Genomic DNA, 18,832 nt, shown 5'->3' with positions numbered 1-18,832 from the left:
CGGCGGCGTACATCTCGTGCTCGGGGGCGAGGAACGGCTCCAGGTCAGGGGCCTTCGCGTGGCCGCACCGCCGGTGACCAGGTCACGTCGTAGCGCTCGGCGGCCACCGCCTCGGCGAACGCGGTCGCCGCCGCCGGCGAGCCGGCGATGCGCCAGTCCTTCTCCTTGTCCACCTCGAACCAGATCAGCCCGATCAGGTTCGGATAGCGGGGCAGGGCGCGGAACGTGTCCCGGATCCACCGGGCCTTGTGCCCGGCGGCGTCGGCGGCGCCGGTCTCGGTGACCACGAGCGGCTTGCCGGTGACCTTGCGGATCTCCGCGATCGTCGGGCCGAAGATCTGGTCGAACGACCAGTACGTCTTGGTGAAGGCGCCGCTGCCGTAGTAGCCGGTGACACCGACCCAGTCGACGTACTCGTCGCCCGGGTAGAGGCCGGTGAGCCCGGCGGTCGTCTTGTCCCAGCGGGCGTTCGGGCTCCACACCCAGGTGACGTTCGTGGCGCCGGCCTCGGCGAAGACGTCGTGCACGTGCCGCCAGGCGCGGACGTAGTCGCCGGGGCGGTTGCCGTTGGCCCGCTCGCACCAGGGGTACCAGTCGCCGTTCATCTCGTGCGCGAAGCGGATCGCCACCGGGTAGCCCAGCGACCGGACGCCGTCGGCCCAGGAGCGCAGGTACGCGTCGAAGTCGCCGCGCGCGATCCGGGACAGCCGGTAGTCCGGCTGGGTGGCGCGCAGCCGGTCGATCTGCCTGTCGGTCAGCTCGGTGCGGCGGGCCGCCTTGTCGACCGTGTGGTCCCACGGCTCCCAGCCGAGCATCGGCATCATGCCCCGCTCGGCGATCCGGTCGAACAGGCTCCGGTCGAACGCGGCCGACACCCAGTCCGCGCCGAAGAGCATCACCTGCGGCGACCGCCCGGCCGCGTCGGCGAACCGGTCGACCGGCGCGAAGTCGTACGGTCCCTTGTCGGTCATCACCCCGAAGAACGCCTGCCCGGCCGGCGGGAACGGGCCGCCGCGCGGGCTCGGCACGACCGCCGCCGGCACGTCGGTGCTCGCCTGCGGCGTCGCCGGGGCGGGCCGCCGCACCGCGGCGTCGGTGGCCGGGTCGCGCCACGCGCCCGGCGCCACCACGAAGGCGTACGCGAGCAGCAGCACTCCGGCCAGCGCCAGGCCCATCCGGGGCAGCGTCGGCCTCAGCACGGCACACCACCCTCGGCCACGGTCCGGGGCACCACCTGGGGCTCCCGGGTCACGCCGGCTACCCGGTCCCGGCGCGCCCGCAGACTCTCCACCCAGGAGATCAACGGCGGCGCGAGCCCGGTCAGCAGCGTCAGCGCCGGCCATACCCGCAGCAGCGGGTAGTCGTGGTCCAGCGCGAAGCTCGCCGCGAGCAGTCCGGCGGCGGCAAGCGCCCAGCACAGGTGCAGCCGGAACGTACGCGGCGACTCGACGGTGCGCAGCGCGCCCTTGGCGGTGACCACGAAGCCGAGTTTGCGGCGCAGCAGGGCGCCCACCGCCGCGGCCACGTAGACCGGTCCCGCGAACAGCGCGAGCGCCATGCCGGCCATGCCCACCTCCTCCCGCTCGTGCGGGGCGATGTTGAAGCGGCGCAGCCACAGCCAGAGCAGGAACCAGGTGCCGATGGTGGACCCCCACAGCGTCGCCCAGACCTGCGGGTCGAGGCGACCCGCGTCGACGCCGGTCAGCAGGTACAGCGCGGTGGCCGCGTTACCCAGCAGCAGGCTCACCGCCACGCTCGGGTAGTAGAACTGGAGCAGCCGGTACTGCCAGCGACGACGGGACGGCAGGTCGCGCGGTGTGCGCAGCTCGCGCCGGAGCAGGATCTCGCAGATCCCGGCCGCCCAGCGCTTCTGCTGGTTGAAGTAGTCCGCCCAGGAGGTCGGTCCCTCGCCGAGCGCCACCACGTCCGGGGTGTAGACGCCCTTCCACCGGTTGCCGGTGGCCGGGTTGACGGCGGCGTGCACGCGGATGCTGGTGAGGTGGTCCTCGATGATCGAGTCCTGGTAGCCGCCGATGGTCCGCCAGGCCGCCGGCCGGTAGAGGTGCCCGGTGCCGGTCAGCAGCGGCGCGTCCAGGCCGTTGCCGCCACGGGCGATCAGCCCGTTGTAGAGGTACTGCTGCACCGAGGCGCCGTGGGCGACGAAGTTCTGGTGCATGTTGCCGTACACCTGGGGGGTCACCACGAACGCGACGTCCGGGTCGCGGAAGTAGCCGAGCGTGCGTTCCAGGAAGTTCGGCAGCGGCACGTGGTCCGGGTCGACGTTGGCGACCACGTCGTAGCGGTGCTCGTGCTCGGCCCGCCAGGCGTTGTGGTTGCCGGACTTGGTGCGGGCCCGGAACTCGCCGCCGGGCCGGTTGTACTCGGGCCGGCCCTTGCGGGTGAAGTGGCGTACGCCCAGCCGCGCGGCCATCGCCCGTACCGCCGGGTCGTCGCCCTCGTCGAGGATCCACACGTCGACGTGACCGCAGTAGACGATCTCCCGCAGTCGGCGCAGCGTCCGCTCGGCGACCTCGATCGGCTCCTTGCTCGGCACGATGGTGGTGAGCAGGGCGACCCGCAGGCCGACCGGCGGGTCGACCGGCACCGGATCCCGGGCGTGGAAGGCGAATACCCAGACCACCACGTTCTGCGCCAGGCGGATCAGCTCGACGCCGACGACGACGCAGAACGCGAGCCGGGCGGCGACTGTCTGCCAGCCGCCGAGCCCGACGACGCCGGGGCCGGGTACGTGCTGGGGCAGCAGCAGCCAGCCGACGAAGACCAGCCCGGCGGCGCTGTTGACGAGCACCAGCAGCGTCAGCACCAGCCGCGCGGTGACCGAGGCGGTGGGCCGGAACTCGACCGCCGCGTCGGGGCGCCGGGGCGGGCGCAGCGGACCGGCGGTGGCGCCGCAGCGCGCGTACGCCAGGCGGGCGCGGACGTTGCGCTGCCGGCGGTCCGGATCGGCCGGCGTCCCGGGCGGGACGGGTGCGATCGGGCGGGCGCCCGGCGGCCCGGCCGTCGTGGCGCGGGACGGGCGTGTATCGGCGGCGACGGCCACGTTTCCCCCATGGTCTGCTTCCGGCTCAGGAGCCGACCGAATGCTAAGCCGACAATCAACCGCAAAAAGGGCGAATCAGGCAGACATCGCCCGTTCGTCGACCGGTCACGCGGTCAGCCGGGAAGCTGGGCCGCCACGGCGAGCAGCGCGACGAGCACCAGCACGGCGACGACCCCGGCGGCACGCGCCCGGGACAGGGCCACCCCGCCGAGCACCGCCCAGGCCGGCACCGTGAACAGCAGGTTCACCGCCGACCAGACCGGCACTGCCTGCGCCAGCGCCAGCAGCCCGAGCGCCGGCACCAGCGCCCAGGCGGTGCAGATCGCGGCGGCGTACCGCAGCGGGAGGCTGAACAGGGCCAGCCCGGCCAGCACGCCGCCGAGCGCGGCGACGCCGAACAGGTCCCCGGGCGTGGCCGCGAGCACTGCGGCACCGGGACGGGCGCCGGACGCGAGGCGCCCGCCGTCACTCAGGCCGGAGGCGAGCAGCGCGGCGACCGGGAGCAGCCCGAGGGCCACGGCGGCCAGCCACCGGAGAGCACAGCGGCGACGGAACGCCAGCACGACCCAGCCGTGGCCGGCGAGCAGCAGCAACGCCACCGGCTGGCACACGCCCAGCAGCAGCACCGCGCCCGCGTAGGGCACGAGCCGGCGCGCGCCCGGCCGGTCGAGCGCAGGCACCAGCAGCCAGGTGGCGAGCACGGCGGCGAACACCGCCAGGGCGTACGGCTGCGCCTCCTGCGCGTACCGGATCGAGGCCGGCAGCACCGCGAAGATCACGCCGGCGAGCAGGCCGGCGGCGGGCGTGGCGATCCGGGCGGCGAGCGCGCCGACGAGCGCCGCGGCACCGACCATGGCCAGCAGGGACGGTACGCGCAGCGCGAGGTCCGCCGCGCCGAACAGCGCCGCCCAGCCGCGCATGAGCAGGTGGTACGGCCCGAGCGCGAGGTCGTCGCCGGTCAGCGTGACGCCGATCCCCGGCCAGGGCGACGTGGCCGCGCGCCGGGTCGCGAGTTCTCCGGCGCTCGCCCCGGATTCCGTGATCCGCGCGGCGCCGAGCGCACCCATCAGGACCGCCGGCACCAGCCACGCCACGATCCGCCACCGGAGCACGCCGGTCGCGGCGCGGACGGTGACCCGGCGCGGCCGGTCCTCGCCCCACGGATCCTCGACCGTGGCGTCCCCGAGCCGGGGCAGGACCATTGTGTCCGCGTCCATCATCGTGACTCACGCATCCCTGTGGGTGCCGGCGACGGGGATCCAGCCGACCGGGCGGCGAGGCGCGATCCGCGCGTGGCGGGCGGCACCGGAAGCCCCGGGTCACGGGCTGGATGACATCCTGGAGCCTACTGAGTCAAAAACGGCATAACGCCAATATGCACTGAAAGGGTCCGCCGGCCGCCCCGTGGACGACCGGCGGACCCGGCTCAGCGAAGGTCGGTCGTCGTCCAGCGGGGCGAGGCGGCGGTGATCGCGGCGGTGTCGCCGGTCAGCGTCGTCCGCGCCTGGGCGTCGCGCCGGGCGCTCGTGCCGACCCAGACGTCGACCTCCCCGGGCTCCACCACCCGGGTGAGCGTGCGGCCGGTGAACGCCAGCCGCGTGGTGGGGACGGTCAGCTCGACGGTCACCGAGGCGCCCGGCTCCAGGCGCACCCGCCGGTAGCCGAGCAGCTGCGCGACCGGCCGGGTCACCGAGGCGACCAGGTCGCGGCCGTAGAGCTGCACCACGTCGTCACCGGCGACCGGGCCGGTGTTCGTCACGCGCACCGACACCCGCAGCGCCCCGTCGGTCGGCACCTCGGCCGGCACGGTCAGATCGGTGTACGCGAACGTGCTGTAGGACAGCCCGTGCCCGAACGGCGCCACCGGAGTCGCCGGCAGGTTGGTCCCGTTCATGCCCTCCCCCAGCTCCGGGTGCAGGTACGAGTACGGCTGCGCGCCGGCCGAGCCGGGCAGGCTGACCGGCAGCCGGCCGGACGGGTTGACCCGCCCGGAGAGCACACCCGCGATCGCCCCGGCGCCCTCCTCGCCCGGGAAGAACGTCTGCACCACCGCCGCGCACCGGGACAGCGCCCAGCCGAGCGCGTACGGGCGGCCGGTGAGCAGCACGAGGACGACCGGGGTGCCGGTGTCCAGCACCGCCTCGACGAGCTGCCGCTGCACGCCGGGCAGCTCCAGGTCGTCCCGGTCGCAGCCCTCGCCGACGGTGCCGCGGCCGAACAGGCTCGCGTGGTCGCCGACCACGAGAACTGCCACGTCGGCGGCGGACGCGGCGGCGACCGCCTCGTCGAACCCGGACCGGTCCGCCGAGTCCACCTCGCAGCCGGCCGCGAAGGTGACCCGGTCGGCGCCGAACTCGGCACGCACCGCCTCCAGCACTGTCGGCACCTCGAACCCGGTCTCCACGCCCGGGTGGTGGGCCAGCACGTGGTTGAGGAACGAGTAGCAGCCGAACAGCGCGCCCTGCCGGTCGGCGTTCGGGCCGACCACGGCCACCCGCCGGCCCGCCGGCAGCGGGAGCACGCCCTCGTTGGCGACCAGGACGACCGACTCCTCGGCGAGCCGGCGGGCGATCGCCCGGTGCTCCGGCGAGTCGAGGTCGATCGCGCCCGGCGGCTCGTCGTCGAACGTGGCGTCGAGCAGTCCGAGTTCCTGCTTCTGGCGCAGGACCCGCAGCACCGCCCGGTCGACCAGCGCCTCGTCGACCTTGCCGGCCCGCACCGTCTCGGTCAGGGTCAGGTAGGCGTCGCCGGTGGGCAGCTCGATGTCGAGGCCCGCGCTCAGCGCCTGCACGGCCGCGTCCGCGTTGTCGGCCGCGACGTGGTGCAGCAGGTTGAGGAAGGCGACCCCGTAGTAATCGGCCACCACGGTCCCGTCGAACCCCCACCGGTCCCGCAGCAGGTCGGTGAGCATCGTCGGGTCGGCGGCGACCGGCACGCCGTCGATCTCCGCGTACGAGTGCATGACGCTGCGCGCGTCACCGTCGAGGATCGCCATCTCGAACGGAGGCAGCAGCACGTCGGCGAGTTCCCGGGGACCGGCGTGCACCGGGCCGAAGTTGCGCCCGGCCCGCGAGCCGGAGTAGCCGGCGAAGTGCTTCAGCGTCGCGAGCACGCCCTGCGACTGGAGCCCTCGCACGTACGAGGTGCCGATGGTGCCGACGAGGTACGGGTCCTCGGCGATGCACTCGTCGACCCGGCCCCAGCGGGGATCCCGGATCACGTCGAGCACCGGGGACAGTCCCTGGTGGATGCCGAGCGCGCGCATCGAGGCCCCGATCGCCGCCGCCATCTCGGCGACCAGATCGGGATCGAACGCGGCGCCCCAGGCCAGCGGCGTCGGGAAGGTGGCCGCCTTCCACGCCGACAGGCCGGTCAGGCACTCCTCGTGCACGATCGCCGGGATGCCCAGCCGGGTGCCGGTCACCAGGTCCCGCTGGAACTTCCACAGCCAGGCCGCGCGGGCCGCGGCGTCGACCGGGCGGGTGCCGTAGGCGCGGGTGAGGTGACCCAGCCCGTGCCGGGAGAAGTCCTCGAGCCGGCCGGTGTCGGCGAACTCGCCCTGCAGGGGCGCGACCGCCTCACCGTCCTCCTTCTCCCAGAACCCGACGAGCTGCGCGACCTTCTCCTCGATCGTCATGCGAGCGAGCAGTTCCCGTACGCGCGCCTCGGCGTCGTGCCCGTCCGGCCGGTCGTGGTCCGAACCTGCCTGAGCCGGTACCGGCCCGTCCACCACCGCGTGGACCTCTGTCATGGTGTGCCTTTCCACTGGTTGTGCTGGTACCGCTGCCGCTCAGCCCTTGACCGCGCCCTGGAGGCCGCCCACGATCTGCTTCTCCGCCAGGGTGAAGAACAGCAGCGCCGGCAACATCGCCAGCGACGTGAAGGCGAGGACGCCCGCGGTGTCGGTGGTGTACTGGCTGGAGAAGTTCTGCACGCCCAGCGGCAGGGTGTGCAGGTTGACGTCCCCCAGGACGAGCAGCGGCAGGAGGAACGCGTTCCAGCTCGCCACGAACGCGAGGATGCCGACGGTGACGACCGCTGGCCGCGACAGCGGCAGCACGATCCGCCAGAGGAAGCCGAGCCGGCCGGCGCCGTCGATGGCGGCCGCGTCCTCCAGCTCCCGCGGGATGGCCGACAGGAACGGCCGCAGGATGACGATCGTCAGCGGCAACGAGAAGGCCACCTGCGGGAGGATCACCGCGTAGTAGGAGTTGATCAGGTTCAGGTCGCGCAGCATGAGGTACAGCGGCAGGATCGCCGCGCCGGCCGGGAACAGCAGGCCGAGGGTGAAGAAGGTGTAGAGCCCCTCGCGGCCCCGGAACGTGTACCGGGCGAGCACGAACGCGGCGGCCATGCCGAGCACCACCACGCCGAGCGTGGTGCCGAGGGCGACCACGGCGCTGTTGAACGCCTGCTTCCAGAAGCCGCTCTGCGTCAGCACCCGGTAGTAGTTCTCCCAGACCCACGGGTCCGGCAGGCCGGCCGGGTCGTTCACGATCTGCGGCGTGGTCCGGAAACCGCCGACGACGACGTACACGACGGGTGCGATCGAGACGGCCGCGACCGCGAGCGCGAGCGCGTACGTCAGCGGCGCGCTCCACTGGACCGGCCGGCGCCCGGCCGAGGGGGCGGGTACGGAGTTCACGGCCACTGTCACTTCCCCTTCCGGGTGATGGCGCCCTCGATGTCACGGCGGAGCAGGAAACGCTGGAACAGCAGCGCCGCGACGAAGGAGATGGCGAACAGGATCACGGCCACCGCGTTGCCGTAGCCCCAGAGCCGGGCGAAGAAGCCGTTGTCCACCATGTACGTCGCCATGGTGGCCGAGGCGCCGAGCGAGCGCACGGCCGGCACCGAGGTCACCCAGACCATGTCGAAGACCTGCAACGAGCCGATCATCGACAGGAACATCCAGATCCGGATGGTGGGGCCGAGCAGCGGCAGCGTGACGTGGCGCTGGATCTGCCACCAGCTCGCGCCGTCGATCTCCGCGGCCTCGTTCAACTCCTGCGGCACGTTCGACAGGCCGGCGAGCAGCAGGATGATGGCGAAGCCGACGTACTTCCAGGTGAGGACGAACAGCAGCGTCCAGATCACCACGTCCAGGTCGGCCAGCCACGCCTGCACCAGCCCGCCGAGCCCGATCGACTGCAGCAGCGCGTCGAGCGTGCCGTTCTCGGTCAGGATCAGCTTCCACATGATGCCGACGGTGACCTCGGCCAGCACGTACGGCACGAACACCAGCAGGCGGAACGCCGAGCGCCCGCGGAAGCGGCGGTTGAGCAGGAGGGCGATGCCCAGCGCGACCGGGCCCTGGATCAGCAGCGACCCGAACACGATGATCGCGTTGTTGCGCAGCGCGTCGAGGAAGATCGGGTCCTGGAAGGCGAGCGTGTAGTTGCGGAAGCCGACGTACTCGGTGGGCGGGCCGACGCCGCGCCAGCGGAACAGGCTGTAGTAGAACGCGAAGCCCATCGGCACCAGCACGAACATCACGTAGATGACGATCGCGGGCGTGGTCAGCCCGATGATCTCGTACCACTTGCGACGGGTCTCGGCGCGGCGGGAGGCGGCCCGTGCGCCGGGCCGGAGGCCCGCCGGCGGCGCTTGCGCACCGACGGCGGGCGTACGGGTCTGCGATGCGGACGTCACTTGCTTGCGGCCGCCTTCATGGCCGAGACGACCTTCTCAGGTGTCCCGTTGCCGGCGAAGATCGCGACGATCGCGTCGTTCATCGCGGTGCCGACGGTGCTGCCGTAGGCGGTGTCCAGCCAGAGCTGCACGTAGGTGGCGTCGGACGTGGCCTGGAGGATCGACTTCAGGGCCGGGTCGGTGACGCCGTCGGCCGCGCCCTTGGCGACGGGCAGGCCGGTGCCGGTGGCGGCGTAGCCCTTCTGCACCTCGGGGCTGACGAGGTACTTGAGGAACTCGACGCACTCGGCCGGGGCGTTCTTGGAGCAGGCGAACCCGTCGCCGCCGCCGAGGGCCGCCTTCGGGTCACCGGCGGAGCCGGAGATCGCCGGCACCGGGAACCAGCCGAGGAACTTGCCCAGGGCCGCCTTGTCGGTGGCGACGGTGTCCAGGGTGCCGCGGTTCCAGTCACCCATCAGCTCCATCGCGGCCTTGCCGTTCGCGAGCAGGCCGTTGGCGCTGGTCGGGTCGTTCTGACCCGGCGTGGCGATGAAGTTGTTCTGGAACGGCTTGGTGTCGATGAAGGTCTTGAGGTCCTGGCCGGCCTTGACGAAGCACGGGTCGTCGAAGTTCCGGTCCTTGGTCGCCTTCTTCAGCGTGTCGACCGAGCAGGCACGCAGCGCGAAGTTGTACCACCAGTGCGCGGCGGGCCACTTGTCACCGGCGCCGAGGGCGATCGGGATGACGTTGATGGTCTTGAGCTTGGTGACCGCGGCGTTGAGTTCCTCGAAGGTGGTCGGCGGCGCCGTGATGCCCGCCTTCGCGAACATGTCCTTGTTGTACCAGATGCCCTCGATGCCCATCCGGTACGGCAGGCCGTACTGCTTGCCTTCGACCTGCCAGATCTCGGCGGCGTTGCCGATGTCGGCGACCTCGCCCTTCACCTGGTCGGTGATGTCCTTGAGGTAGTCGGCCTCGACCTGCTCGCGCATCTCGCCGCCGCCCCACGCCTGGAAGATGTCCGGCGGGTCGTTGCTCAGCAGCGCGGCGGGGAGCCGGGTGCGCTGGAGCTGGTTCGTCTCGATCGCCTCGATCTCGATCTTGACGGTCGGGTGGGCCGTGGAGAAGTCCTTGGCGACCTTCTCCCAGTACGTCTTGCCGGGCCCGTCCTGCGACGCGTTGTGCCACCAGGTCAACGTCACCGGGTTCTTGTACAGCTCACTCTCGGCGGCCTTCTCCTCGTCGCCACCACCACTGCACGCGGAGGCCAGCAGAGCACTTGTCACAAACAGTGCCAGGACGGCGCCAGCACGGCGCTTCATCACCATAGATGTCTCCTCGACCACTCAGTCGGGTTACCTGCCGGGGAGTTTTACAGGGCCGTAACGTGAAGTCAATCGGTATCGATAACGTTTTCGACATCGTCTTCGATCGACCTGAGAGAGCCCTCTATCATCGTCGGCGTGGTGTTCCAGGAGCGCGTCAAGATGTCGGACGTGGCACGTACGGCCGGCGTCTCGGTGGCAACCGTATCCAAGGTTGTCAATGGCCGATACGGCGTCGCGCAGGCCACCGTCGAGCGCGTCCAGCAGGTCATCCACGAGCTCGGGTACGAGGCCAGCCTGGGGGCGCAGAGCCTGCGCAGCCACCGCACGAACGTGCTGGGCATCCTGGTCGCCGAGTTCGAGCCGTTCTCGACCGAGCTGCTCAAGGGCGCGTCCCGGGAGGTCGCCGGCAGCGGCTACCAGTTGCTCGCCTACTCCAGCGGTGACGGGGAGGGCGCGGCCATAGGGTGGGAGCGGCGCTCGCTGGCCCGGCTGTCCGGCACACTCATCGACGGCGCGGTGATCGTGACGCCGACAGTGGTCGAGACCAAGCACGGCTTCCACGTGGTGGCCGTCGACCCGCACACCGGCCCGTCCGGTCTGCCCACCGTCGACTCCGACAACTTCGCCGGCGCGGTGCTGGCCACCGACTACCTGCTGTCGCTCGGGCACCGGCGGATCGCGCACATCAGCGGCCGCCCCGACCTGGAGTCGGCCCGCCTGCGCGAGGCCGGGTTCCGCAAGGCGATGGCCGACGCGGGCCTGACGGTGGACGAGCGGCTCGTGCGGGTCGGCGGGTTCCGCACCGAGAGCGCCGCGAGCACGGCCGCCGAGCTGCTCGCGCTCCCCGACCGGCCCACCGCGATCTTCGCCGGCAACGACCTCTCGGCCATCTCCACGGTGGACGTCGCCCGCGGCCTCGGCCTCGGCGTACCGGACGACCTGTCGGTCATCGGCTTCGACAACATCCCGGAGTCGGCGCTCGTCGACCCTCCCCTCACCACGATCCGGCAGCCGCTGCAACGCATGGGCGCCGAGTCACTGCGTCTGCTGATCGACCTCATCGCGGGCGTCGAGCGGGACACGCACATCCGGCTCCCCACCGAGCTGGTCGTCCGGGCCTCCTGCCGCCCGCTGCGCTGAGGCGCCACCTCACCCTCCCGGCCCGGGTGATTGACGGACGGCTATCGGCGTCCGTAATGTTTCGGGCTACTTCCGGAAGCGAGACCGGAAGTTTCGGAAGCCCGCACCGTCCGTCCACCCGGGCGCCCGCCGGTCCGTTCCACGCCGCGGCGTTCCCGGCACCGCCACCGCCGGCCTCCGGCCGCGCGCACCCTCCCGAAAGGAACGACCATGAAGCTGAGACGTTGGCTCGCCGCCGGCGCCGTCGCCGTCGCGACCGCCACCGCCCTCAACGTCGTCCCCGCGACGGCCGGCCGCCCCTACGACCCGGCCGCGCAGAGCCTGCGCGAGCTGGCCAAGCGCCACGGCCTGTACGTGGGCACCGCCGTCGACATGGCCGCCCTCAACGACGCCGCCGAGCCGCGGTACCGCGAGCTGGCCGCGTCCGAGTTCTCCACCGTCACCGCCGAGAACGTCATGAAGTGGGAGAGCCTCGAACCCACCCGGGGCACATACAACTGGGGGCCGGCCGACGAGCTGATCGACTTCGCCCGCAAGAACAACCAGCGGGTCCGGGGCCACGTGCTGGTCTGGCACAACCAGTTGCCGGCGTGGCTGACCAGCGGCGTCGCGGACGGCTCGATCAGCAAGGCCGAGCTGCGCCAGATCCTGCGCAACCACATCACCGCCGTGGTCACCCACTTCAAGGGCAAGATCTGGCAGTGGGACGTGGTGAACGAGGCGGTCAGCGACCCCTGGGACACCCCGTCCACCCTGCACTACAAGGGGTTCTGGGCGCAGAACCTCGGGCCCGGCTACATCGCCGACGCGTTCCGCTGGGCCCGCGCCGCCGACCCGAAGGCGCTGCTGTTCTACAACGACTACAACATCGAGGCGTTCGGCTCCGGCAACCCGGCCGACGACAAGACGCAGTTCGTCTACGACATGGCCCGTGACCTGCGGGCCAAGGGCGTGCCGATCGACGGCGTGGGCGCACAGGGCCACCTCGGCACCCAGTACGGCAACTTCAGCACGCTCCAGGTGGCCGCGGCCCTGCGCAAGTTCGCCGGGCTCGGGCTGGCCACGGCCCTCACCGAGGTGGACGTGCGCAGCCAGATCACCGAGGGGGTGGAGGCCGGCGACTCCGCGGAGATCAACCCGCGTCTGCAGGCGTCCGCGGCGAACTTCAGCGTGCTGATGCAGGCCTGCCTGGCCGAGCGGCACTGCCTGTCGTTCACCCTCTGGGGCTTCACCGACAAGCACTCCTGGGTACCCGGCGCGTTCTCCGACCCGCCGGAGGGCCTGGCCACCGTCTACGACGAGAACTACCAGCCGAAGCGGGCGTACCACGAGCTGAAGGCCGACCTGATCTTCTCCGGTCCGCCATACGTGCTGCCGCGCATCCCGCAGCACCCGCGCCGCTAGACGACCGGCGCACCACGGCGGGGCCGGTCCGGTGACCGGCCCCGCCGCCTGTGCCCGGCCGGCACACGCTCACGCCGCCCGGCGCCGGCCCAGTTCCGACTCCAGCCGCCCGATGAGCGTCTTGCGGGCCTTGCCGCCGCGTTCCCGGCGCAGCGCCGCGTCGAGCTGACGGGTGTCGAGGTCACGGACCAGCTTGACCGCCTCGGTAACCGGCAACTCGTTGATCTGCTCGGCGGCCGTGGCGTCCCGGCGGGCCCGCTTCGCCGGGCCGGTGTTCGGCACGTACTGGCGGCCGGAGCGCGACGCGCGGCGCTTGCGGGTGTCGGTGGCGCGCCGCTCGTTCTCCGACAGCTCCTCCCACGCCTGTTTGGGCAGGTAACGGCGGGTTTCGCCGCCGTTGCGGGCGCGCGTATCGCCGCTGCGGGTCTGCCACTTCTCGCCGCCCCAGCGTTGCAGCGAGCGCTGCCGTGCGTCCTTCGGGCCCTCGAATCCCCCGCCGGCCTTCTTGTACTCGTTCGTCAGCAGCTGCGACTTGCGGGCCGACCACTGCCCCGGCCGTCCGCCCTTGTCGGAGGCGCGGATCTCGGCCTTGAGGCGCTCCCGCAGTTCCGGCTCGGTGTACTTCGCCATGACGCAGCGTTACCCGGACCGGGAGCGGCCATGCCGGTCAGCCGAGCGCCGGTCGATAGACCAGATCCATCGTGTCGGTGCGGCCCGACCAGTCCAGCCGCAGCCGCCAGCACCCGGCGGCCGGCAGGTCGACGATGGACGGCCCGGGTCCGCCGGGCACCTCCCGGACGGCCCGGGCACCCGTCCCGTCGAGCGTCGCGGTGATCACCAGGGGGCTGAGTTGCGCCGGTTCGGACCGGCCGGGATCGGGGCGGGCCACCCAGAGGATCTTGTTGTTCGCGCCGTCCCCGCGCGCCTGCACCAGCGGGTACGCGAACAGGATCGCCACGATGTCGCCCCCGGTGCCGAAGACGTGCCGCACCCGGGTGTCGCCGGTGAACCCGGCGTCCGCCCAGTCCGGTAGCCGGCCGGTCTCCAGCCGCTCGGCACAGGCCGACGGCGCGGCCGGGCCGGTGGCGGGCGTGGTGCCCGGGGCCGTGTCGGGCACGCCGGCCGGGCCGGTGCACCCGGCCAGCAGCAGGACCGACACCAGCAGGACTCTTCTCGGAACGGACATCCGGCCTCCCCCGTCGACGACTCTCGTCAACAGGACACCGCCCGGCGCCCCGGGGTTCCCGGCGCCCTCACTCCAACGAGGACGCGACGTCCAGCGCCTGTTCGCGGGTGAGGTCGCCCTCCAGCCGGTAGCTCACCCCGGCCCGCTCCCAGATCAGCGTGGCGGCGGACAACCGCGCGGTGGCGACCCGTTCCGTCCCGGACCGGTCCACGTACGCGAGCGCGTGCGGCCCACCGACCCAGATCGCGAACTCGCCGCCGACCTGGGTGAGCGTCACGTCCGCCCCGACCGACCGCTTGTGGAACACGATGTCGAGCGAGCCGTCGAACGCGTCCAGCCGGACCGTCCCGCCCCGGTAGAGGAGGCTGACGACCCGGTGGGCGCCGGCACCGTCCGGATCGGCGACCAGCACCCGTTCCGGCACGCCGAGCCGGGCCGGGACGCGGATCGGGAAGCGGACCTGCCGCTGCGCCTCGGCGAGCGCAACCTGGTGCTGCGCGGGCAACGGCGACGGCGTACCGGCCGGTGGCGGCGCGGGTGCGGTGTCGATGACGACCCCGGAGAACCGCAGCAGCCCGGTCACCGCGCCGGCGACCGCGGCCCGCCCCGGCGGCAGCGCCGCCACCAGCAGGGCGGCGAGCGCGCCGGCCAGCACGTATCGCCACCGGCGGCGCGGCGCGGGCGCGTCGAGCCGGGCCCGGACCCGGGCGGTCAGATCCGGCGTCCGCGCCGGCTCCAGCCAGCCGGTCAGCTCCCGCAGCTCCCGTTCCAGGTCATCCACGGTGCGCCACCTCCCGGTCCAGCAGGGCCCGCAGCTTCGCCAGCGCCCGGTGGGTCCGTGACTTCACGGTGCCCCGGGCCACCCCCAGCACTGTCACCGTCTCGTCCTCGCCGAGGTCGAGCAGATAGCGGCAGACGATCACCTCGCGGTCGCGGACGGGCAACCGCCGCAGCGCACCCACCAGCGCGGCGCGGCGCTCGGCCGCCAGCACGGCGTCGAGCCCGTCGTCGCCGGTGACCGCCGCGACCGGCTCCGCCGCCGCCGCGCGCAGCGCCAGCCCGTCCCGCCGGGTGCGGGCACGGTGCAGGTTCCGGGTCTCGTTGGCGACGATCGCGAGCAGCCAGGACCGGAACGACGCCTCGGCCCGGTAGCGGGACAGTTTCCGGTACGCCTTCACGAACGCCTCCTGGACCACGTCCTCGGCGTCCGGACCGGCGCCGAGCAGCACCGCCGTCCGGTACGCGGACGCGGTGTGCCGGGCGACCAGGGCGTCGTACGCCTCCCGGTCGCCGGCGCGTACGCGGGTGACGAGTTCGTCGTCGTCCAGGGCAGCCTCCGCCGTCGGTCCGCTTTCATGACACCGCCCGGGGCGGCCGGGTTCCATCAGGCGTTTGACCGGGTGCCGGGCCGGAAAGAGTGGCGGGATGAGCTGGGCGAGAAGAGCCGTACCCGCAGCCGTCGCCGCCGTCGCCGCGCTGGCGGCCCGGGACCTGCTGCAACGCGACCACGCGCTGCGCCGCAACTTCCCCGTGCTGGGCCGGGCGCGGTACCTGATCGAGTCGATCGGCCCGGAGCTGCGGCAGTACATCGTGGCCGGCAACGACGAGGAGCGGCCGTTCACCCGCGACCAGCGGCGCTGGGTGTACGCCTCGGCCAAGCAGGAGAACAACTACTTCGGTTTCGGCACCGACAACGACATCGAGCACACCTCCGGCTATCCGATCATCAAGCACCGTACGTTCGGCCGGGCGGTACCGCCGTCGACGCCGACCGCCGGGCACGACGTGACGCTGCCCTGCGCCAAGGTGCTCGGCGCGGCGCGCGGCCGGGCGCAGGCGTTCCGGCCGGAGTCGGTGGTGAACATCTCCGGGATGAGCTTCGGTTCGCTGTCCGGCAACGCGGTGGAGGCGCTCAACCGGGGCGCCGCACTGGCCGGCTGCCTGCACAACACCGGCGAGGGCGGGCTGTCGCCGTACCACCGCAACGGCGGTGAGCTGGTCTTCCAGCTCGGCACCGCGTACTTCGGCTGCCGCGACGAGCAGGGCCGGTTCAGCCTGGAACGGCTCAAGGACCTGGTGGCGTCGGCGCCGGTACGCGCGCTGGAGATCAAGCTCAGTCAGGGCGCCAAGCCGAGCCTCGGCGGCCTGCTGCCGGCGGCGAAGGTCTCCGCCGAGATCGCCGCCACCCGGGGCATCCCGGCCGGGCGGGACTGCGTCAGCCCGTCCCGGCACGCCGAGTTCTCCGACTGCGACAGTCTGCTCGACTGGGTGGAGCTGCTCGCCGCCGAGACCGGCCTGCCGGTCGGCATCAAGTCCGCCGTCGGTGACCTCGGGTTCTGGGAGGAGATGGCCACGCTGATGCGCGACACCGGGCGCGGCGTGGACTTCGTGACTGTCGACGGGGGCGAGGGCGGCACCGGCGCCGCGCCGCTGATCTTCAGCGACTCGGTCTCGCTGCCGTTCCAGCAGGGCTTCTCCCGGGTCTACCGCACCTTCGCCGAACGCGACCTGCACGAGAGCGTGGTGTTCGTCGGCGCCGGCAAGCTCGGCCTGCCGGACAACGCGGTGGTGGCGTTCGCGCTCGGCGCCGACATGGTCAACGTCGGGCGGGAGGCGATGCTGGCGATCGGCTGCATCCAGGCGCAGAAGTGCCACACCGACACCTGCCCGACCGGCGTCGCCACGCAGAACGCGTGGCTGGCCCGGGGTCTGGACCCGGCCCGCAAGTCGGTGCGGGCCGCGAACTACATCCGTACGCTGCGCCGCGACCTGGTCAAGGTGGCCGAGGCGTGCGGCGTCGAGCATCCCGGGCTGATCGGCACCGACGCGGTGGAGATCCTCGACGGCCGGACCTCGTCGATCCCCCTGGACCGGGCGTTCGGCTACCGGCCGGAGTGGGGGATGCCGTCGGCAGCCGACCGGGCGGAGATCGTGCGGCTGATGACGGCCGAGGCGCCGCAGGGCGGCAGCGCGCCGCCCTCCCCCACCGCCGTCGGCTAGCCGGTTCCCTCGCCGGTGCGGTGCCGGCCCCGGCGGCGCGGCGGGCGCGGCCGGAGCACGACCGGCGCCACCACCAGGACCGCCGCCGCACCGAGCAGTCCCCAGGGGTGGCGGCTGGTCTCGATCACGAACGCCACCGGCCGTTCCGGCAGGTCGACGCGGCCGTGGAGTTCGTGTGCCCCGAGCACGGCGACGTCCACCGGCACCGGGATCTCGTACGTCCGGACCTGCCCGGCGCCGATGGTGCCCAGGGGCGGGGCGGCGACGATGGTGTGCGCCCGTCCGGGCCGGCCGAACAGCAGCGTGAACGTCGGGTCGACCACGTCGGCCGGGCCGGGGTTGCGCAGCGCGACGCGTACGGTGAGCGTCTCGGGCAGCCCGAACCATTCCCGCAGCGGGCGGCGGCCGGCGACGCGCAGGTCGTCGAGGTGCAGTCGCGGCGTGGCGGCCGGCGCGGGCGCCGGGGCGGCGGTCACGCCGCTGACCGGCAGCGCGGCGGTGGCCTGGACGGTGCCGGTCAGGGCATGCGCGCGCAGTACGCAGGGACAGGCGACGGGCGGTGCCGCCAGCACGATCGGCACCGCCGTCGTGCCCGCCGGCACCTGGACGGTGGTGGCCTGCTCGTTGGCGCAGTCGAGCGCGCCCCGGTGGGCGTCGTTGCCGCAGACCGTGAGGTGGACCGGGCCGGCCGGCCAGCCGCGCAGCGTGACGGTGACCCGCTGCCCGACAGTCAGCGGGCCGGACGGCACGACGACAGCGGGCCGCGGCGCCGCGGAGGCCGCAGTGGACGAGGGCGCGGCCGGGGCGGCGACGGCGGTGCCGTCCGGGGTGTACGGCGGCGCCGGGGCCGGCGCGGCCAGCGCGAGGATCGCGGCGGCGGCCGGCAGGACCGGGGTCACCGGGCACCGGCCGCCGCGCCGCCCGCCGGGGGTTCGGCCGTCCCCGCGACGGGGGCCCTGGACGCATCCGCCGGCCCGGCGGCAGCGGCCGAGGTGGGACGGCGACGACGGCGACGCAGGTAGAGCCAGGCTCCGGCGGCCGCCAGTGCGGCGATCAGCAGCCAGGGCGGCGCCCACACGCTCGCGGTGCGCTGCACCGGGGGCAGCGCGGTGTCGACGGTGGTGGGTGCGAGGTCGACTGTCGCGGTCAGCCGCAGCGCGGGCGGCACCCCGGTGACCCGCTCGGTGACAGTGAACTCGGCGCCGGGCAGCAGCTCCGGCAGGTCGACCGGGCTGGTCCGGGACAGCGTCCAGCCACCGGGGCCGGCGACGACCACCGCGCCGGTGCCGCCGACGCGGACGTTGCCGCTGTTGCGGATCCGGTAGGTGACTGTGAGGTCGGCGCGGCCGATCGGGTTGAGCGGGGTGTCGTAGCCGACGCGTACCGATTCGACAGTCACGGCGGGGCGGACCTCGCCGGCCACACGGAGGTAGAGCCGGGCGGCGATCCGCTGGTCGAGCCGGACCCGCTGCCCGTCGGCGGTCACGCCGTCCTGGGCGACCGCGGCGATCACGCCGCCGGTGTGGTCGCCCGGCGTGGCGTTGCGCGGCACCGTGAGGCGGAACGGGATGTCCGCGCGCCTGCCGGGCTGGACGGTCCAGCTTCGCCGCTCGACGCCGATCCAGGCGCCGACGTCGGTGGCGGCCCGGTCGGAGGGCAGCAGCGCGAAGGCGCCGTCGGTGGTGGTGTACGCGTCGGTGCCGTACACCGCGAAGGTGAGCGGTCGGTCACCGAGGTTGGTGACGCCGACGTGGTCGGTGACGCTGTCGCCGGGCGCCAGGTCGTACGTGAAGTAGTTGCGCCCGGTCGGCCCGCCGGGCCCGGACGGCTGGACCGCCCAGCGGACGGCACCGGGGTCGGCGGACGGTGCGGGCCGGGGGGCGGCCTCGCCGGCGGCCGGCGGCCCGAGCAGCACCGCGAGCAGCACGGCGGCGAGCGCGGCGCCGAACCGCGCGGCCGGGCCGGGCGTGCGCCGCCGCGGGGTGCGGGTGGAGGGCGTGAGGAGGGGCATTCCGTGCTCCGCTGCGAGGTGGTCGCCGGGAGGCGGCTGGTGGGGCACGGGCGACGTGCCCGCGCCCCACC

The 18,832-nt window shown here is 73.3% G+C and carries 16 protein-coding genes; 3 read left to right on the top strand and 13 right to left on the bottom strand.

Features of this window, described 5'->3' with window-relative positions:
* Positions 1 to 44: 44 nt before the first annotated feature.
* The 7 genes from IF06_RS0101870 to IF06_RS0101840 form a co-directional block, all read right to left on the bottom strand.
* Positions 45 to 1,199 (bottom strand): glycoside hydrolase family 26 protein, encoded by a 1,155-nt coding sequence (locus tag IF06_RS0101870; RefSeq protein ID WP_030268506.1) that lies wholly within the window; start codon positions 1,197 to 1,199, stop codon positions 45 to 47.
* A complete protein-coding gene (locus IF06_RS0101865; RefSeq protein WP_030268504.1) occupies positions 1,193 to 3,061 on the bottom strand; it encodes a glycosyltransferase family 2 protein in 1,869 nt (622 codons plus the stop codon). Before IF06_RS0101865 ends, IF06_RS0101870 begins: the two co-directional genes overlap by 7 nt.
* Before the next feature lie 113 nt (positions 3,062 to 3,174).
* Positions 3,175 to 4,278 carry a glycosyltransferase family 39 protein gene (locus IF06_RS0101860; protein ID WP_232236589.1) on the bottom strand — a complete coding sequence of 368 codons (1,104 nt, stop codon included), beginning with the start codon at positions 4,276 to 4,278 and terminating at the stop codon, positions 3,175 to 3,177.
* A gap of 209 nt (positions 4,279 to 4,487) precedes the next feature.
* Positions 4,488 to 6,812, bottom strand: coding sequence for a glycoside hydrolase family 3 N-terminal domain-containing protein (locus tag IF06_RS0101855; protein ID WP_013286790.1), 2,325 nt, complete (start codon positions 6,810 to 6,812; stop codon positions 4,488 to 4,490).
* Between the two features lie 39 nt (positions 6,813 to 6,851).
* Positions 6,852 to 7,718 carry a carbohydrate ABC transporter permease gene (locus tag IF06_RS0101850; protein ID WP_013286791.1) on the bottom strand — a complete coding sequence of 289 codons (867 nt, stop codon included), beginning with the start codon at positions 7,716 to 7,718 and terminating at the stop codon, positions 6,852 to 6,854.
* Positions 7,715 to 8,713, bottom strand: coding sequence for a carbohydrate ABC transporter permease (locus IF06_RS0101845; protein WP_013286792.1), 999 nt, complete (start codon positions 8,711 to 8,713; stop codon positions 7,715 to 7,717). Before IF06_RS0101845 ends, IF06_RS0101850 begins: the two co-directional genes overlap by 4 nt.
* The gene (locus IF06_RS0101840; RefSeq protein ID WP_232236588.1) at positions 8,710 to 9,978 is read right to left on the bottom strand and encodes an ABC transporter substrate-binding protein; all 1,269 of its coding nucleotides are present in this window, start codon (positions 9,976 to 9,978) and stop codon (positions 8,710 to 8,712) included. The genes IF06_RS0101845 and IF06_RS0101840 overlap by 4 nt, the downstream gene beginning before the upstream one ends.
* Positions 9,979 to 10,155: 177 nt before the next feature.
* Here IF06_RS0101840 and IF06_RS0101835 point away from each other — a divergent pair, with 177 nt between their 5' ends.
* Together IF06_RS0101835 and IF06_RS0101830 are read left to right on the top strand one after the other, a co-directional pair.
* A complete protein-coding gene (locus IF06_RS0101835) occupies positions 10,156 to 11,160 on the top strand; it encodes a LacI family DNA-binding transcriptional regulator (protein WP_013286794.1) in 1,005 nt (334 codons plus the stop codon).
* Between the two features lie 210 nt (positions 11,161 to 11,370).
* A complete protein-coding gene (locus tag IF06_RS0101830) occupies positions 11,371 to 12,564 on the top strand; it encodes an endo-1,4-beta-xylanase (protein ID WP_013286795.1) in 1,194 nt (397 codons plus the stop codon).
* A gap of 69 nt (positions 12,565 to 12,633) precedes the next feature.
* Here the strand turns inward: IF06_RS0101830 and IF06_RS0101825 are convergent, their stop codons facing one another.
* From IF06_RS0101825 to IF06_RS0101810, 4 genes are all read right to left on the bottom strand, one after another.
* A complete protein-coding gene (locus IF06_RS0101825; RefSeq protein WP_013286796.1) occupies positions 12,634 to 13,194 on the bottom strand; it encodes a DUF5872 domain-containing protein in 561 nt (186 codons plus the stop codon).
* A gap of 37 nt (positions 13,195 to 13,231) precedes the next feature.
* Positions 13,232 to 13,750: a hypothetical protein gene (locus tag IF06_RS0101820; protein WP_013286797.1), complete on the bottom strand. Its 519-nt coding sequence runs from the start codon at positions 13,748 to 13,750 to the stop codon at positions 13,232 to 13,234.
* Between the two features lie 67 nt (positions 13,751 to 13,817).
* Positions 13,818 to 14,531, bottom strand: coding sequence for a hypothetical protein (locus IF06_RS0101815; protein WP_013286798.1), 714 nt, complete (start codon positions 14,529 to 14,531; stop codon positions 13,818 to 13,820).
* Positions 14,524 to 15,135 carry an RNA polymerase sigma factor gene (locus IF06_RS0101810; RefSeq protein ID WP_013286799.1) on the bottom strand — a complete coding sequence of 204 codons (612 nt, stop codon included), beginning with the start codon at positions 15,133 to 15,135 and terminating at the stop codon, positions 14,524 to 14,526. Before IF06_RS0101810 ends, IF06_RS0101815 begins: the two co-directional genes overlap by 8 nt.
* Positions 15,136 to 15,175: 40 nt before the next feature.
* Here IF06_RS0101810 and IF06_RS0101805 point away from each other — a divergent pair, with 40 nt between their 5' ends.
* Complete coding sequence (locus IF06_RS0101805; protein ID WP_030268500.1) at positions 15,176 to 16,750, top strand: FMN-binding glutamate synthase family protein; 1,575 nt, start codon at positions 15,176 to 15,178, stop codon at positions 16,748 to 16,750.
* Here IF06_RS0101805 and IF06_RS0101800 read toward each other — a convergent pair.
* A complete protein-coding gene (locus tag IF06_RS0101800) occupies positions 16,747 to 17,649 on the bottom strand; it encodes a hypothetical protein (protein WP_013286801.1) in 903 nt (300 codons plus the stop codon). The two genes, IF06_RS0101805 and IF06_RS0101800, sit on opposite strands and share 4 nt — an antisense overlap.
* On the bottom strand, positions 17,646 to 18,761 hold the full coding sequence (locus tag IF06_RS34670) for a WxL protein peptidoglycan domain-containing protein (RefSeq protein WP_013286802.1): 1,116 nt from the start codon (positions 18,759 to 18,761) through the stop codon (positions 17,646 to 17,648). Before IF06_RS34670 ends, IF06_RS0101800 begins: the two co-directional genes overlap by 4 nt.
* Positions 18,762 to 18,832: the final 71 nt, after the last annotated feature.

It is taken from the genome of Micromonospora globosa, assembly GCF_000717585.1.
In the GTDB taxonomy this organism is placed as follows: Bacteria; Actinomycetota; Actinomycetes; order Mycobacteriales; family Micromonosporaceae; genus Micromonospora; species Micromonospora aurantiaca.
The sequence above is the reverse complement of the archived record's forward strand: the minus strand, read 5'-3'. Positions and strand labels throughout refer to the sequence as shown.